Genomic DNA, 14,842 nt, shown 5'->3' with positions numbered 1-14,842 from the left:
TGCCTCGGGAACATGGCATCGCCGTAAAGGCCCATCGCAGCGTCTCGGACGTCACAACGAGCGGGGGTCGACAAGGGGAACGAGATGGCTTCGACTTTATGTAATTACCTGCCGGAAATCATGTGCAAGTTTCCGGCGATCGACGGCACAACAATGCGTGTCGCGCGCAAGAGTATCGACGACAGTTTCAAGGGCTTCGTGCGTGCCTATGGCAATGTCATCGACGCGGTGACGCCTCCACTACAGCTCTTCCTGAACTGGCTTGAGGCGCTGTTCGTCAGCACACCCTGGTTCGTCTTTCTGGCGGTCATGGTCCTCATTGTGTACTACGCCAGCCGCAACTTGCGCATCGTGGCTTTGACGATCATCGGCATGTTGTTCATTGGCTTCGTCGGTCTCTGGGAGGATACGATGGTCACGCTGGCCATCGTCACCGTATCGACCCTACTTGCCATCATCATCGGCATCCCATTGGGTATCCTGATGGCGCGATCGGACAGAGCCCAATCCATCATCAATCCGATCCTCGACGTCATGCAGACCATGCCGAGTTTCGTCTATCTCATTCCGGTCGTCATGGTCTTCGGAATCGGCAAGGTTCCAGGCGTCATTGCCGTTGTTATCTATGCCGTTCCGCCGATGATCCGCCTGACCAATCTCGGCATCAGACTGGTCGATCGCGAAGTGCTGGAAGCTGCAGACGCCTTCGGGTCCTCACCGCGGCAGAAACTGATCAACGTCCAGATCCCGCTCGCACTGCCGACCGTGATGGCCGGGATCAACCAGACCATCATGATGTCGCTTGCCATGGTCGTCGTTGCCTCGATGATCGGTGTCGGTGGCCTCGGCAAGAATGTTCTCCAGGCTATCTCTAACCAGTTCCTGACGATCGGGTTCCTCAACGGTTTTGCACTCGTTGCCATCGCCATCATCTTCGACCGCGCCAGCCAGGCCTATGGCAAGCGCCTTCAGCGCCACACGGAGGTGGTCCATGGCTAGTCACGACATCGAGATCCGCAATCTCTACAAGATCTTCGGCCCCAATGGCGGTGCCTTCATCGACCAGGTGAAGGCCGGCATGTCGAAGTCGGAGCTCAACGAGACTCATGGCCATGTGCTTGGCCTCAAGGATATCAACATCGAAATGCCCGGCGGTGGTATCACAGTCGTGATGGGGCTGTCTGGCTCCGGCAAATCGACGCTGATCCGCCACATCAACCGGCTGATCGAGCCAACCTCCGGCGAAGTCCTCTACGACGGCGTCGACGTCTGTCAGATGAGCCCGTTGGAGCTTCGGGAATTCCGTCGGCACAAGACGGCGATGGTGTTCCAGAAATTCGCATTGCTGCCACACCGGACAGTGCTCGAAAACACAGTCTACGGCCTCGACATCCAGGGAATCCCGCGCTCGAAGAGCGAGGAGATCGGGCGCCGCTGGATCGACCGCGTCGGGCTCTCGGGCTTCGAGGGGCACTACCCGAACCAGCTCTCAGGCGGCATGCAGCAGCGTGTCGGGCTTGCCCGAGCGCTCTCCAACGATGCCGACATCCTGCTGATGGACGAGGCCTATTCGGCGCTCGACCCGCTGATCCGCGTCGACATGCAGACGGTCCTGCTCGACATTCAGCAGGAGCTGAAGAAGACCGTCGTCTTCATCACGCACGATCTCGACGAGGCGCTGCGCCTGGGTGACAAGATCGCGATCCTCAGGGATGGCGAGGTCATTCAACAGGGCTCCGGGCAAGACATCGTGCTGCAGCCGGCCGACGATTACATCTCGGCCTTCGTCAAGGAAGTGAACCGCGGCCGGGTCATCCGGCTCGATACGATCATGGGTCCTTTGACCGGGACAGCCGAAGGGCTCGCCATGCCGGGCGCAACGGTCCTGGAGGCTGCAGCCCGCACCATGACGGATGCGCGGCAATCGAGCGCAGTCGTCACCAATGACGGCGGCACGCCAATCGGACGCGTCGATCTGCAGCAGATCATTGCCGCCATGGTCACGCCGAAGAGTCACGAAGACAACCAGATTGCCGCCGAATAGCGACGATACTGAACGATGTCTTCTGCAATACGGCCCCGTCTCTCGCGGGGCCGCTCTCTTTTTCGAGATTGAAACGATATAAAGATTTCTTTATATGATTGGCATGTCAATCAAAGGATCCGCCATGGCAACCCCTTCCAATCCGCTCTCCGAACTTCTGGCCGAAAAGGGCGTGCTGCTCGCCGACGGCGCGACTGGCACCAATCTCTTCGCCCAGGGACTCGAGGCCGGTGAGGCGCCAGAACTCTGGAACGAGGCGCAGCCCGAAAAGATCGTCAAGCTTCATCAGGATTTCGTCGATGCCGGCGCCGATATCATCCTCACCAATTCCTTTGGCGGCACGCGGCATCGCCTGAAGCTGCACCATGCCCAGGACCGCGTGCACGAATTGAACAAAAAGGCTGCGGAGATCGCCCGTTCGGTTGCCGACAAGGCCCCGCGCAAGGTGATCGTTGCTGGATCCGTCGGCCCGACCGGCGAGTTGCTGATCCCACTCGGTGCGATGTCCTACGAGGATGCGGTCGCGGCCTTCGTCGAGCAGATGGAAGGCCTGAAGGCCGGCGGTGCCGACGTTGCCTGGATCGAGACCATGTCGTCGCCGGATGAAATCCGCGCGGCTGCCGAGGCTGCCGTCAAGGTCGGCATGCCCTATACATTCACCGGGTCCTTCGACACGGCCGGCAAGACCATGATGGGCCTGCACCCGAAGGACATCCACGGGGTCGCGGGCGATATCGGCTCCGGGCCGCTTGCGGTCGGCGCAAATTGCGGCGTTGGCGCATCCGACATCCTGCAGAGCCTGCTCGACATGACCGGTGCAAACCCGGAGGCGACCGTGATCGTCAAGGGCAATTGCGGTATCCCGGAATTCCGCGGAACCGAGATCTTCTATTCGGGCACGCCGCCACTGATGGCCGACTACGCCCGCCTCGCCCGTGATGCCGGTGCGAAGATCATCGGGGGCTGCTGCGGGACGTCCTGCGATCATCTCGCTGCCATGCGTAAGGCGCTCGACGACTATACGCCCGGCCCGCGCCCGACTCTCGACGTCATCGTCGATCGCATCGGGCCGCTGCGCAACAAGACCGCGGACGAGAGCGGCGCGCAGGAAAGCAGCCGTCGCCCCCGCCGCCGCGGCAACTGATCTCTCTGGAGAGCAACAACGAAAAAGGGCGCCCGGTGGCGCCCTTTCTGTTTCCGGAATACATTCGAGGTTCAGCCGACGAAGGCTCGCTCGATGACGAATTCCGCCGGCTTGTTGTTGGCGCCTTCGGTGAGGCCTGCCTGTTCAAGCAGCGCCTTCGTATCCTTCAGCATGGCGGTCGAGCCGCAGATCATGCCGCGATCGATGGCGGGATCGAGCGGCGGCACGCCGAGGTCGGTGAACATCTTGCCGTTTGCGATCAGGTCCGTGATGCGGCCCTGGAAGGGATAATCTTCACGGGTGACCGTCGCATAGTGCTTGAGCTTGTCGCCGACGAGGTCGGCGAGGAATTCATGGTTCTTGATCTCGTCCACGAGGTCGAAGCCGTATTTCAGCTCGGCGACATCGCGGCAGGTATGAGTGAGGATGACTTCCTCGAATTTTTCATAGGTCTCGGGATCGCGGATCAGGCTGGCGAAAGGCGCGATGCCGGTGCCGGTCGAGAACATGTAGAGACGTTTGCCGGGAGTGAGCGCGTCGAGCACCAGCGTGCCGGTCGGCTTCTTCCGCATCAGCACCTTGTCACCCGGCTGGATGCGCTGCAGGTGCTGGGTGAGCGGGCCGTTCGGCACCTTGATCGAGAAGAACTCGAGTTCCTCGTCCCAGGACGGGCTTGCGATTGAATAGGCGCGGTAGATCGGCTTACCCTCGACCATCAGGCCGATCATCGCAAATTCGCCCGAACGGAACCGGAAGCCGGCCGGTCGCGTCATGCGGAAGCGGAAAAGATGGTCGGTGTAATGCGTAACGCTCAGAACCGTTTCGGCATAGACGCCCTCGGGCACGATCAGTTCGGCATTGTCGGTCTTTACGGGTGCATTCATAGGCTGTCGGTCCTATCGTTCAGTCGATTGGGAAGAGCCTATAATCCAGACCGCCCCATTCCACAATTCAGCCGGCATGCAGATTTCGCAGCCGAGATATCCATGAAAGCGAAGGCGGCATCCTTGACCGAGGTCAATTCGCCGCCTCCACATAGCGATTTGTTGATGTCTCAGGCGCCAGTGGAGCCAAGACGACGCCAGCTGAAACCGCCGACGACCTCGGAATCCCGAGCGGTCGGCTGGTAGCGCTGGGCTACGCCTGTGAGACAGTTTTCGGCAAGCCGGCGCTGGGCGACCGGATTGGTGACGGCAAAGCTGTCAAAGCCGGTGCGCAGCATCAGCGGCACCTGGTCGATCAGCACATCACCGACCGCGCGCAGTTCGCCAGCATAGCCGAGACGTTCGCGGAGCAGCGTTGCATGGCTGAAGCCGCGGCCATCGTTGAAGGCCGGGAAGGCGACGGCAATCAGCGCGATACGGTCGAGATGCGGCTCGAGCTTCTTCACGTCATCGGCGGGGGCGATGAACACGCCGAGGCCAATGTCGTTGGTTTCGGCGGTGGCTTCGAGGAAAGCGTCCAGCGAAAGGAGGGCCTTCTCGCCCTCGCCTGCCTTACGCTCTTCCGTTTCGGTTACCCAGATGTCGCCCTCGACGAAGCCGGTTTCTTTCCAGATCTTGGTCATAATTCTTCCAGTCTCACGCGGCTTCAGCTGAAGCGTTGCCGTAAAGCGCGTCCTTGAACGGCTTCGGGCCGACACGGCGATAGGCTTCGAGGAAGGTCTCCTTTGGATCCAGGCGCAGGCCGAGATAGGTATCGACGATCGTCTCGACCGCATCCGTCACCTTTTCCGGCTCGAAACCGCGACCGATGATCTCGCCGATGGAGGAGTTCTCGTCACCGGACCCGCCAAGCGTGATCTGGTAAAGTTCGGCTCCCTTTTTCTCGACACCGAGCAGGCCGATATGGCCAACATGGTGGTGACCGCAGGCGTTGATGCAGCCGGAGATCTTGATCTTGAGCTCACCAATCTCTTCCTGGCGGGCCTGGGAGCCGAAGCGGGTCGAGATTTCTTGCGCGAGCGGTATGGAGCGCGCATTGGCAAGCGCGCAGTAGTCCAAGCCAGGACAAGCGATCATGTCAGTGATCAGGTTGGAATTGGCCGTCGCCAGCCCAGCCTTCTCAAGCGCCTGATAGAGCGGATAGAGGTCGCCCTTGGCGACATGCGGCAGGATCAGGTTCTGTTCGTGGCTGACGCGGATTTCGTCGAACGCATAGCGCTCAGCAAGATCGGCCACCAGATCCATCTGTGCATCCGAAGCGTCGCCCGGCGTGCCGCCGATCGGCTTCAGCGAGATCGTCACCATGGCGTGGTCCGGATGGCGATGTGCTTGAACGTTCTGCTTGACCCAGGCGGCGAAGGCCGGATCGGCCTTCTGCGCACGGGCCAGTGCTTCCCAGCCGTCCGGACGGGCGGTGAGTGCCGGCGGGGCAAAATAGGTCTCGATGGCGCGGATATCGCCTTCCGGCAGCTTCAGTTCGCTGTCCTGGATCTCGGCGAATTCGGCTTCCACCTGACGCGTCAGTTCTTCGACACCGGTTTCGTGCACGAGGATCTTGATGCGGGCCTTGTACTTATTGTCGCGGCGGCCATGCAGATTGTACACGCGCACGATCGCGGTGATGTAGGTCAGAAGATCGGCTTCGGGGAGGAAGTCGCGGATCTTCTTGGCGATCAGCGGGGTGCGGCCCTGGCCACCGCCGACATAGACGGCAAAGCCGAGTTCGCCTGATGCGTTCTTCTTCAGATGCAGACCGATGTCATGCACCTGGATCGCGGCGCGGTCCTTTTCTGCGCCGGTGACAGCGATCTTGAACTTGCGCGGCAGGAAAGAGAATTCCGGATGCAGCGAGGACCACTGACGCAGGATCTCGGCATAGGGGCGCGGATCGGCGACTTCGTCAGCGGCCGCACCAGCGAAATGGTCGGCGGTCACGTTGCGTATGCAGTTGCCCGAGGTCTGAATGGCGTGCATCTCGACGCTTGCGAGATCTTCCAGGATAGCCGGCGTATCAGACAGTTTCGGCCAGTTGTACTGAATGTTCTGGCGGGTGGTGAAATGGCCATAGCCGCGGTCATATTTGCGGGCGACATGGGCCAGCATGCGCATCTGCTTCGAATTCAGCGTGCCATAGGGAATGGCGACGCGCAGCATATAGGCATGAAGCTGGAGATAGACGCCGTTCATCAGGCGCAGCGGCTTGAATGCGTCTTCGGCAAGCTCACCCGACAGGCGGCGGGCCACCTGGTCGCGAAACTGCTCTACGCGCGCCGATACGAAGGCGTGGTCGAATTCGTCATAACGATACATGTCTTACCTCAGGCCTCAAGCCGCAATGAATGCCGGGTCGGCATAACCGTGACCCTCGGCATATGCAATGGTCGGGCCTTCCGCCCGGATACGTTCGCGCAGGCGCAAGGGGCGCAGCTTTCCGTCTTTCTCCTCGATCTCGATGACGTTCACATCGACGACGAGATTGCTGGCAAAGGCCTGCTTGCCGGCGGTTTCCAGCGCTTCGACAGCCTCGGCATGGCGGGCAACGAAGGCTTCCTGCAGCCGCTCGGTCCACTGGCCGCTGGCGTCCAGCCAGACGGCGATGCCGTCGGTCAGGCGGTTTGCTGTCAGAACCTTGTCTACCATGTCAATTCCTCTGCGTTTCCAGTTCAGCCGTCACGCGCGCGCCCAAGGGTTCGGAGCGGCTGAAATCGGCGCCGGCGACGGCGTCGCCGATAATAACCATGACCGGACCCGTCAGCTCCGTGCTAGCCTCCAGTCCAGGCAATTCCTTGAGGGTACCGTGCAGCAGGCGGCTGTCGCGGCGCCCGGCATTTTCGACGACCGCAACGGTCGTGTCCTCGGCGAGGCCGCCTGCCATCAGGCGTTCGGCGACGGAGGCCGCCACCGTGCGGCCCATATAGACGGCGACTGTGGCACCCGATAGCGCAAGACGCGCCCAATCCGGCAGGACGTTGCCCTGCAAATCGTGGCCGGTGGTGAAGACCAGCGACGAGGATACGCCGCGCAGGGTCAGCGGCAGTTCGAAGTCGGCAGCGGCAGCAAGTGCCGAGGTCACGCCGGGGACGATCTCATAAGGAATTCCTGCATCGCGAAGTGCTGCCATCTCTTCTCCGGCACGACCGAAGACCAGCGGATCGCCCGACTTCAGACGGACGACACGCTTGCCGGCAAGGCCAAGCTCGACGAGGAGCGCGTTGATCTCACCTTGAGACTTCGAATGACAGCCCTTGCGCTTGCCGACCGGGATCCGCTCGGCATCGCGGCGGCCCATGTCGACGACTTCGCGCGGGACTAGCGCGTCATAGACGATCACGTCGCATTCCATCATCAGGCGATGGGCACGCAGCGTCAGCAGATCTTCCGCACCCGGGCCTGCACCGACGAGGAAAACGCGACCTTCAACGCGATCGGCAGCAACGCCCTTCAACAAGCGGGTGGCTTCGCGGCGGGCCAGGCTGATCTCGTCCGCCTCGACGTGATCGGCGACCTTGCCCTTGAAGAAATCGCGCCAGAACAGGCGACGCGGAGCGCCACGAGGGACGAGGCGGTCGACGGCGCGGCGATAGGAATTGGCAAGGCGACCGAGCTTGCCGAGCGAACGCGGCAGAAGACGGTCGATATCGGCGCGGATCATTTGCGCGAGAACCGGGCCTACGCCTTCGGTGCCGATGGCGACCGCAATTGGGGCGCGATTGACGAGAGCGGGTGTGTAGAAATCGCAATAGTCGGGCTGATCGACGGCATTGGCGGGGATGCGGGCAGCGCGGGCGGCGGAGACGATCTCGCGGTCGAGAGCGCCCTCACCCGTTGCGGCAAACACCAGACGGGCACCTTCGACCTGCGAAGGATCGAATGGCGCGGCGATCTGCTCGATACCATTCGCTGCGAGGAAGGCAGCGTAATCCTCTTCCGGGGCATCAGCATAGGCGATGATGCGGGCTTCGGTGTTCTTCAGCAGGCGCGCCTTGGCATAGGCCTCGTCACCGTTTCCGAAGACGGCGGCGACCTTACCCTCGACCTTGAAGAAGGCCGGGAAGACCGAAAGCTGTTTGTCCTGCTGTGCCATGAATCATCCGTTCAAAGTAAGCCTCATCATCGCGTTTCGGCTTTGAGAATTGAAGAAACAGGAATCCCTTCGCCCCCGCACTGAGGTATTTCTGTCCTAGTCTCCTCGCCCTTGCGAGCAAAATGCACCGTTGTGTTCAAAGTCTGACGCGATCGCTCTCGCCCTCGCCTAAATGGCTGGGAAAACCGAAGTGGGTGCATCATTTCCCTTTCGGCCGCTGCTCGGCAAGCGCTAAGATTGCATTGCACAAGACTGCGGAGCGCGCCACCTTGACCACACCCGAACTTACCCGTCGCCTTCTCGACGTGATCGAACATGACATCCTGCCGCTGACTGCCAAAGGCGTCGCTGCCGGCAACAAGGTTTTCGGCGCCGCGATCCTCCGCAAGTCGGACCTGTCCCTCGTGCTCGCCGAGACCAACAACGAGCTGGAAAACCCACTCTGGCACGGCGAGGTTCATACATTGAAGCGCTTCTACGAGCAGGGCGAGCGACCTGATACCAGGGACCTGATCTTTCTGTCGACCCATGAACCCTGCACGATGTGCATGTCGGCGATCACCTGGGCCGGTTTCGACAATTTCTACTATTTCTTCAGCCACGAGGACAGCCGCGACGCCTTTGCCATCCCCCATGATCTCAAGATTCTGAAGGAGGTCTTCGGCCTGGAGCCCGGCGGCTATCGGCGGCAGAACGCCTTCTGGCTGAGCCATGCGATGATCGAAATGGTGGCCTCCGCCAGCGATGCCGATCGCCCCGCACTCTTCGAACAGGTGAGCCGCATCAAGGCCCGGTATGACCTGTTGTCGGACACCTACCAGTCGTCCAAGGGCGACAACGACATTCCGCTCAACTGAGCGAGTATACGGGATTACAATGGAAGCTTCCACCGACATCAACCGCCTGCTCGAGATCATGGCGGCGCTGCGCCAGCCCGAGACCGGCTGCCCCTGGGACATCGTCCAGACCTTCGAGACGATCAAGCCCTATACGATCGAGGAGGCGTATGAAGTCGCTGACGCGATTGAGCGCAAGGATCCGGACGATCTCTGCGAGGAGTTGGGCGATCTGTTGTTACAGGTGGTCTTTCATGCCCGTATTGCTGAAGATGAAGGCCTGTTCTCTTTCGGAGACGTGGTCGAATCCATCACGTGCAAAATGATCCGGCGGCATCCGCATGTGTTTGCGCGATCCGATGCCGACACGCCTGACGCTGTGAAGGCGCAGTGGGACAAGATCAAGCAGGAAGAGAAAGCTGAACGTCTCGCACGCCGCGCGGCCCGTGGATCCGCTGCCGATCCCGACACCGGCTATCTCGGCTCGGTACAGCGGTCGTTTCCGGCGCTCACAGAAGCGTTAAAGCTGCAAGAGCGTGCCGCCAAGGTCGGGTTCGACTGGTCGGAGGCCACGCCCATCCTCGACAAGATCGAGGAGGAAATCGGCGAATTGCGTGAGGCGCTGGCCGAAAACAAACCTGACAAGGTCAAGGACGAACTCGGCGACTTGATCTTTGCCCTTGTCAATATCGGTCGGCATGTGGGGACGGAACCGGAACAGGCACTGCGCGGCACAAACACGAAGTTCCGTAATCGTTTCAGACATATAGAAACTTCTCTTCATGCATCAGGCGAAACGCTGGAAGCGGCTTCACTGGAACGGATGGAAGAACTCTGGCAGGCCGCCAAGAGCCTCACGCGACCTATCGGCTGAACCAGCATGAAGCTCCATGGATTCGATGTGGCCATTGCAGGCGCGGGTGTAGGTGGACTTGCGCTCGGCACGATGCTGGCCCGGTTCGGCGCCTCTGTGACACTCTACGACCAGATGGATGCGCCACGTCCGGTGGGCTCCGGCTTCGTGCTGCAGCCGACGGGAGCTCAGGTCCTTTCGGCCATGGGGCTTCTCGATCTTGTCGCCGCGCGCGGGCGACGGATCGATCGGATGGTCGGACGCCTGAAGGACGGCGGCAAGCCGGTGCTCGACGTGCGCTACCGGTCGGGCGAATTCGGGATCGCTGTCCAGCGGGTGGCGCTGTTCGACACCTTGTTCGAAGCGGCTCGCACCGCCGGTGTGGCTTTCGAGGCATCGGCGCGGATCAGCGGTATTGAGCCGGGGCCTCGTGCTCGTCTCGTCTTCCAAGATGGTTCGCGGTCATTGCCGGCAGACCTTGTGATCGATGCCATGGGCGCCAATTCCCCGATCGGCAGTCGGCCTGATACCGAACTCAGTTATGGGGCGCTCTGGGCAACGGTGCCCTTCCCCGATGGCGGGCCATTCCAGGAGAACTTGCTCGAACAACGCTATGACCGTGCCTCGCGGATGGCCGGTGTGCTGCCGGTCGGGACCGCCCGCGAAGGGGCGCCCACCATGGCGACCTTCTTCTGGAGCCTGCGCACCGCGGATCATCCCGAATGGGTCAAGGCTGGCCGCGACGCTTGGCTGGAGGCGGTGGCCAAGCTCTGGCCGAAGGCGCTTCCGCTTGCGGCCGTCGCGGAGCCGGTTCATGCGCGCTATCGCCACCAGACGCGTCCGCCGGTGATCGGGCGCCATGCGCTGAAGATCGGTGATGCGTGGCATGCGACCAGCCCACAACTCGGCCAGGGCGCAAACATGGCGCTGCTCGACGCTGCATCGCTCGTCTCCGCGCTGGTTCACGCACAGGATGTGGAAAAAGCCATCGCGCGGCATTTGCGGCAAAGGCAGATGCATGTGCGCAGCTACCAGTTTCTCAGTCGGGTGCTGACACCCTTCTACCAATCGGACAGCCGTCTCCTGCCTGCGTTTCGCGATCACCTGATCGCGCCCGTGACGACCTTGCCGGGCGTGCGATCCATCATCTCGACGCTTGTGACGGGCGATCTTCTCGATCCGGTCGGTCAGCTGCGGCTCTCCGAGACATTCGGGCAGGACACCGTGAGCCGGTCGCAGCCGTAATCGTCCATTCGCAACAGTCATCGCCCCTGGCTTGGCAGCGAGGGTGTAGCACCGAAACTTGGGTTGCGGTCAAGGTTCCGAAGAGGCGTTCGAAGACGGCTCCATGCCAGGGGCAGCCGGGCGTTGCCAAGGGGTTATTCTTGATCGCCAGGTGAATGACCGGTTGGCGCCAGCCACGGACCTCGGCTGAGAACCGGCCGCTCCCGGCAAACGTCCAGGCGTGAGCCGAGATGGCAAGGACAAGCAGGCGAGAAGAGACGGCGGTTGGCAGGTGTGGCAACAGGCGGCGTGCCGGTTTTGGGATGCGATTGGCCAGCAGATAGTGGCCGGTACGGTGTCCGGCTTCCGCCAGGACGTGGGTGGCATCCTGATCCGACAAGGTGTCGCAAAGCATGGCGAAGAGCCGCTGCGGCTCTCGTTCATCCAGCATCGTGCCGGGTGGATTGGCGTAGCGATGGCCGATGCCGGCGCGGTCGAAGATCATGCGCGCCGTCTCTTCGCCAAACAGCGCCGCGAGCGCCTGTCCCGTCTGGATCAGGCTGTTAGGCCCGATCCGGGCGCCGTTGCCGTCAGAGATCGGCGTGCCGCTGCGGGCAAGTTCCGTCTCTCCATCAGAGCCCTCAGCTTCCCTTCCCGAAAGGCGGGCCTCAGACGTGGGCATCGTGGCTCTCCGGCCCTCCGCCGCAGGCAAGCACGGGTGTCCGCGCTTCTTCCGCGGCACCAGCCTTGCGGGCGCGCAGCTGGCTTGCGCGGTCGGAGGCCGCCTGCCAGTCGGCCATCTGGGCTGGTGCGATCTTGCGGCTCATGTCGAAGCCGAAATCGACCTTGTCCTTCGATTGCGGCCCCCAGTAATTGTGCTTGCCGAGATCGTAGAACTTGCGCTCGAAGCCAGCCTTCATGAAGGCCTTGAGGCAACCCAGCAGATAGCGGCGGCGAAAACCCTTGCCGCGCCAGGGGTAATGAAAGAGCGCCTTGATCATGTAGAAGCGGCGGTAATTGTTCATCACTCGGTCGAGCAGTTCGGCCCGGTCCATGGCATCTGGCTTCATGATCGGCGTGACGAAATTGTATTTCGAGAAGTCGAAGATCTCGACCTTGTCGCCCAATTCCTGAAACAGCGGCGAGAAGGGCCAGGGGGTGTACATGGCCCAGTTGGCGAGATCCGGGTTCCAGTCGCGCGCCATGCGATAGGTCTCTTCCAGCGTCTCCGCCGTCTCGTTCTCCAGCCCGACGATGAACTGCGCCTCGGTGAAGATGTCGGCTTCACGGAGCAGACGGATCGCCTTCTTGTTCTCAGCGACCTTAGTTTCCTTGTTGAAGCGGTCGAGCTTCAGCTGTGCAGCGGCTTCCGTGCCGAGCGAGACATGCACGAGGCCCGCCTTCCGGTAGAGTGCCAGATATTCCTCGTCTCTGATAATGTCGGTGACGCGGGTGTTGATACCCCATTTGACCTTGTCCGGTAGACCACGGGCGATGAGCTCCTCGCAGAAGGCGATGAACTTCTTTCGGTTGATGGTGGGTTCCTCGTCGGCCAGGATGAAGAAGCCGACCTGGTGGTCGTTGACCAGCTTTTCGATCTCGTCGACCACCTTTTTCGGATCGCGGATGCGATAGTCGCGCCAAAACTTCCACTGCGAGCAGAAGGAGCAGGTGAAGGGGCAGCCACGCGCCATATTGGGAATCGCGACCCTGACGCCGAGGGGCACGTAGATGTATTTTTCCCATTCGAGCAGCGTCCAGTCCGGCTCGACGGCATCGAAATTCTTGACGGTGGGTGCAGCAGGTGTGGCGATGATCTTGCCGTCGTCGGTGATATAGGCGAGGCCCTTGATCCCTGCCCTCGCCTTCTTCCAGTTGCCGGCGGCAAAGGCGCGGGCGAGTTCGACGATGATCTCCTCGCCTTCGCCACGAACGATGACGTCGATATGGGGCGCCTCGGTCAGCACCTGCTGGTACATGAAAGTGGCATGGATGCCGCCGAGGACACGGAGCGCCTGTGGGCAGACCTCCTTGGCGATCTCCAGGCAGCGCTCGGCCATGTAGATCGACGGGGTAATTGCGGTGCAGCCGATCAAATCCGGCTGTAGACTGCGCAATTCCTCGCGCAGCCGATCCTCGGTCATGTCGTTGGTCATGGCATCAAGGAAATGGATGTCAGTGAAGCCTGCGGACTTCAGCGCGCCGCCGAGATAGGCGACCCAGGCTGGTGGCCAGTTGCCGGCAATCTCGGCGCCGCCGGAATGATAGTTCGGATGAATGAAGACGACGCGCATGACCACCTCCCATGTGTGTAAACAAAAGTTGACACACATGGTCGAGCGATCAGTTGACCTGGATCAAGCGGTGAAGACGCGCTTTCAGCGCTCCCAGTCTTCCCTGACGGGGGGCTTCAGGCCGCCGAGCTTCCGCTCCAACTCGTTGGCCTGCCGATCGGTCAGGCGCACGTCGAGGCTGACGGAGCCGTCCTCGTGATCTTCACGGCCATCGACGATGCCGTTTTCATAGAGCCAGGAAATCACCGCATGCTTGTCGCTGGGAATGGTGATTGTCGCTTCGGTCAGCACGCCCGAGAGGCGCTGCGAGATGACGTCGAGAAGGGTGTCGACGCCCTCGCCCGTGACGGCGGAGACCGGCAGGACGTTTTCGCGACCCGCCGCCTTCTGCAGAAGGCCGTCGTGGTTCTCAGGGTCGAGACGATCGATCTTGTTCCAGACTTCGAGGATGCGCTCGGCGCGTTCCTTGTCGTCAATGCCGAGATCGTCGAGGATGCGCAGGACATCTGCCGACTGGGCGCCGTTATCCGGATCCGACATGTCACGGACATGCAGCACCAGATCGGCTTCCAGCACCTCTTCGAGTGTCGCGCGGAAGGCGGCAACGAGGTGCGTCGGCAGGTCGGAGATGAAACCGACGGTGTCCGACATGATCACGGTTCGACCATGCGGCAGCTTCATGCGTCGCAGCGTCGGATCGAGCGTTGCAAACAGCATGTCTTCGGCCAGAACACCCGCACCGGTGATGCGGTTGAACAGTGTCGACTTGCCGGCATTGGTGTAGCCAACCAGGGCCACGATCGGATGCGGCACCTTGCGGCGCTTGGCGCGGTGCAACTGGCGGGTACGAACAACCTGCTCAAGCTCGCGCTCGAGCTTGATGATCTTCTCCTGCAGCTGGCGGCGGTCGGCTTCGATCTGGGTTTCACCCGGACCACCCATGAAGCCCGCACCACCGCGCTGACGCTCAAGGTGGGTCCAGGACCGCACGAGACGGCCCTTCTGGTAGTTCAGGTGGGCGAGTTCGACCTGCAGCGTGCCTTCCTTGGTGGAGGCGCGACGACCAAAAATTTCGAGGATGAGGCCGGTGCGGTCGATGACCTTGGCGCCCCATTCCTTTTCGAGATTGCGTTGCTGAACCGGAGTGAGCGGATGATCGACAATGACGAGACCGGCATCATGCTCGTCGAGCAGTGCCTTGACCTCAGCGATCTTGCCGGACCCCATCAGCGTTGCCGGACGCGGCTGGTTGATCTGGACGATCAGACCCTGAACGATGGTGAGATCAATGGCGCGGGCAAGGCCGATCGCCTCTTCGAGACGCGCTTCGTTGGAGCGGCTCGGTGCCGGTGGAGCGCCTTCGGGCAGCGGTTGCGCCTTGGCTTGCTTCAGGACCGGCACGAGCACAAGCGCCCGCAT

General features: G+C 61.5%; 14 protein-coding genes. 6 read left to right on the top strand and 8 right to left on the bottom strand.

Going from position 1 to position 14,842, the window contains the following annotated elements:
• Positions 1-84: 84 nt before the first annotated feature.
• The 3 genes from ACQKP1_RS10150 (at position 85) to bmt (ending at position 3,188) form a co-directional block, all read left to right on the top strand.
• A complete protein-coding gene (locus tag ACQKP1_RS10150) occupies positions 85-999 on the top strand; it encodes an ABC transporter permease (protein WP_427275126.1) in 915 nt (304 codons plus the stop codon).
• Positions 992-2,044, top strand: a complete 1,053-nt coding sequence (locus ACQKP1_RS10145; RefSeq protein ID WP_203016100.1) for a quaternary amine ABC transporter ATP-binding protein — start codon at positions 992-994, stop codon at positions 2,042-2,044. Before ACQKP1_RS10150 ends, ACQKP1_RS10145 begins: the two co-directional genes overlap by 8 nt.
• A gap of 124 nt (positions 2,045-2,168) precedes the next feature.
• Positions 2,169-3,188: a betaine--homocysteine S-methyltransferase gene (gene bmt, locus ACQKP1_RS10140; RefSeq protein ID WP_203016098.1), complete on the top strand. Its 1,020-nt coding sequence runs from the start codon at positions 2,169-2,171 to the stop codon at positions 3,186-3,188.
• A 71-nt stretch (positions 3,189-3,259) separates the two neighbouring features.
• Here the strand turns inward: bmt and ACQKP1_RS10135 are convergent, their stop codons facing one another.
• The 5 genes from ACQKP1_RS10135 to cysG all read right to left on the bottom strand — a co-directional run bounded on the left by ACQKP1_RS10135 (position 3,260) and on the right by cysG (position 8,216).
• Positions 3,260-4,072: a ferredoxin--NADP reductase gene (locus ACQKP1_RS10135; protein WP_203016096.1), complete on the bottom strand. Its 813-nt coding sequence runs from the start codon at positions 4,070-4,072 to the stop codon at positions 3,260-3,262.
• A gap of 170 nt (positions 4,073-4,242) precedes the next feature.
• On the bottom strand, positions 4,243-4,755 hold the full coding sequence (locus ACQKP1_RS10130; protein ID WP_427275125.1) for a DUF934 domain-containing protein: 513 nt from the start codon (positions 4,753-4,755) through the stop codon (positions 4,243-4,245).
• A 13-nt stretch (positions 4,756-4,768) separates the two neighbouring features.
• Positions 4,769-6,442 (bottom strand): nitrite/sulfite reductase, encoded by a 1,674-nt coding sequence (locus ACQKP1_RS10125; protein WP_427275124.1) that lies wholly within the window; start codon positions 6,440-6,442, stop codon positions 4,769-4,771.
• Positions 6,443-6,457: 15 nt separating this feature from the next.
• Positions 6,458-6,772, bottom strand: a complete 315-nt coding sequence (locus ACQKP1_RS10120) for a DUF2849 domain-containing protein (RefSeq protein ID WP_148168994.1) — start codon at positions 6,770-6,772, stop codon at positions 6,458-6,460.
• A gap of 1 nt (position 6,773) precedes the next feature.
• A complete protein-coding gene (gene cysG, locus ACQKP1_RS10115; RefSeq protein WP_427275123.1) occupies positions 6,774-8,216 on the bottom strand; it encodes a siroheme synthase CysG in 1,443 nt (480 codons plus the stop codon).
• A gap of 269 nt (positions 8,217-8,485) precedes the next feature.
• On the opposite strand from cysG, the gene ACQKP1_RS10110 reads away from it, so the two are divergent.
• Genes ACQKP1_RS10110 through ACQKP1_RS10100 form a run of 3 tightly spaced genes read left to right on the top strand, consistent with a single transcriptional unit; the run spans position 8,486 to position 11,150 of the window.
• A complete protein-coding gene (locus ACQKP1_RS10110; protein ID WP_427275122.1) occupies positions 8,486-9,073 on the top strand; it encodes a deaminase in 588 nt (195 codons plus the stop codon).
• A 19-nt stretch (positions 9,074-9,092) separates the two neighbouring features.
• Positions 9,093-9,926, top strand: a complete 834-nt coding sequence (mazG, locus tag ACQKP1_RS10105; protein WP_427275121.1) for a nucleoside triphosphate pyrophosphohydrolase — start codon at positions 9,093-9,095, stop codon at positions 9,924-9,926.
• Between the two features lie 6 nt (positions 9,927-9,932).
• Positions 9,933-11,150, top strand: coding sequence for an FAD-dependent oxidoreductase (locus ACQKP1_RS10100; RefSeq protein ID WP_427275120.1), 1,218 nt, complete (start codon positions 9,933-9,935; stop codon positions 11,148-11,150).
• Here the strand turns inward: ACQKP1_RS10100 and bchJ are convergent.
• The 3 genes from bchJ to hflX form a co-directional block, all read right to left on the bottom strand.
• Entirely contained in the window at positions 11,050-11,811 is a 762-nt protein-coding gene (gene bchJ, locus ACQKP1_RS10095; protein WP_427275119.1) for a bacteriochlorophyll 4-vinyl reductase, read from the bottom strand. The two genes, ACQKP1_RS10100 and bchJ, sit on opposite strands and share 101 nt — an antisense overlap.
• Positions 11,798-13,423, bottom strand: a complete 1,626-nt coding sequence (bchE, locus tag ACQKP1_RS10090) for a magnesium-protoporphyrin IX monomethyl ester anaerobic oxidative cyclase (RefSeq protein WP_427275118.1) — start codon at positions 13,421-13,423, stop codon at positions 11,798-11,800. The genes bchJ and bchE overlap by 14 nt, the downstream gene beginning before the upstream one ends.
• 84 nt (positions 13,424-13,507) lie before the next feature.
• A complete protein-coding gene (gene hflX / locus ACQKP1_RS10085) occupies positions 13,508-14,842 on the bottom strand; it encodes a GTPase HflX (RefSeq protein ID WP_427275117.1) in 1,335 nt (444 codons plus the stop codon).

Source organism: Allorhizobium sp. NPDC080224, assembly GCF_050281005.1.
Lineage (GTDB): Bacteria > Pseudomonadota > Alphaproteobacteria > Rhizobiales > Rhizobiaceae > Allorhizobium.
Note: the sequence above shows the minus strand (reverse complement) of the source record. Positions and strands in the feature narration are given on the sequence as shown.

What these genes read in the sequence shown, in the direction of transcription:
- ACQKP1_RS10150 (WP_427275126.1), top strand. Translation starts at nt 85, where the DNA reads ATGGCTTCGACTTTATGTAATTACCTGCCGGAAATCATGTGCAAGTTT.
- ACQKP1_RS10130 (WP_427275125.1), bottom strand. Translation starts at nt 4,755, where the DNA reads ATGACCAAGATCTGGAAAGAAACCGGCTTCGTCGAGGGCGACATCTGG.
- bchE (WP_427275118.1), bottom strand. Translation starts at nt 13,423, where the DNA reads ATGCGCGTCGTCTTCATTCATCCGAACTATCATTCCGGCGGCGCCGAG.
- cysG (WP_427275123.1), bottom strand. Translation starts at nt 8,216, where the DNA reads ATGGCACAGCAGGACAAACAGCTTTCGGTCTTCCCGGCCTTCTTCAAG.
- ACQKP1_RS10125 (WP_427275124.1), bottom strand. Translation starts at nt 6,442, where the DNA reads ATGTATCGTTATGACGAATTCGACCACGCCTTCGTATCGGCGCGCGTA.
- ACQKP1_RS10120 (WP_148168994.1), bottom strand. Translation starts at nt 6,772, where the DNA reads ATGGTAGACAAGGTTCTGACAGCAAACCGCCTGACCGACGGCATCGCC.
- ACQKP1_RS10145 (WP_203016100.1), top strand. Translation starts at nt 992, where the DNA reads ATGGCTAGTCACGACATCGAGATCCGCAATCTCTACAAGATCTTCGGC.
- bmt (WP_203016098.1), top strand. Translation starts at nt 2,169, where the DNA reads ATGGCAACCCCTTCCAATCCGCTCTCCGAACTTCTGGCCGAAAAGGGC.
- ACQKP1_RS10100 (WP_427275120.1), top strand. Translation starts at nt 9,933, where the DNA reads ATGAAGCTCCATGGATTCGATGTGGCCATTGCAGGCGCGGGTGTAGGT.
- ACQKP1_RS10135 (WP_203016096.1), bottom strand. Translation starts at nt 4,072, where the DNA reads ATGAATGCACCCGTAAAGACCGACAATGCCGAACTGATCGTGCCCGAG.
- bchJ (WP_427275119.1), bottom strand. Translation starts at nt 11,811, where the DNA reads ATGCCCACGTCTGAGGCCCGCCTTTCGGGAAGGGAAGCTGAGGGCTCT.
- mazG (WP_427275121.1), top strand. Translation starts at nt 9,093, where the DNA reads ATGGAAGCTTCCACCGACATCAACCGCCTGCTCGAGATCATGGCGGCG.
- hflX (WP_427275117.1), bottom strand. Translation starts at nt 14,842, where the DNA reads ATGCGGGCGCTTGTGCTCGTGCCGGTCCTGAAGCAAGCCAAGGCGCAA.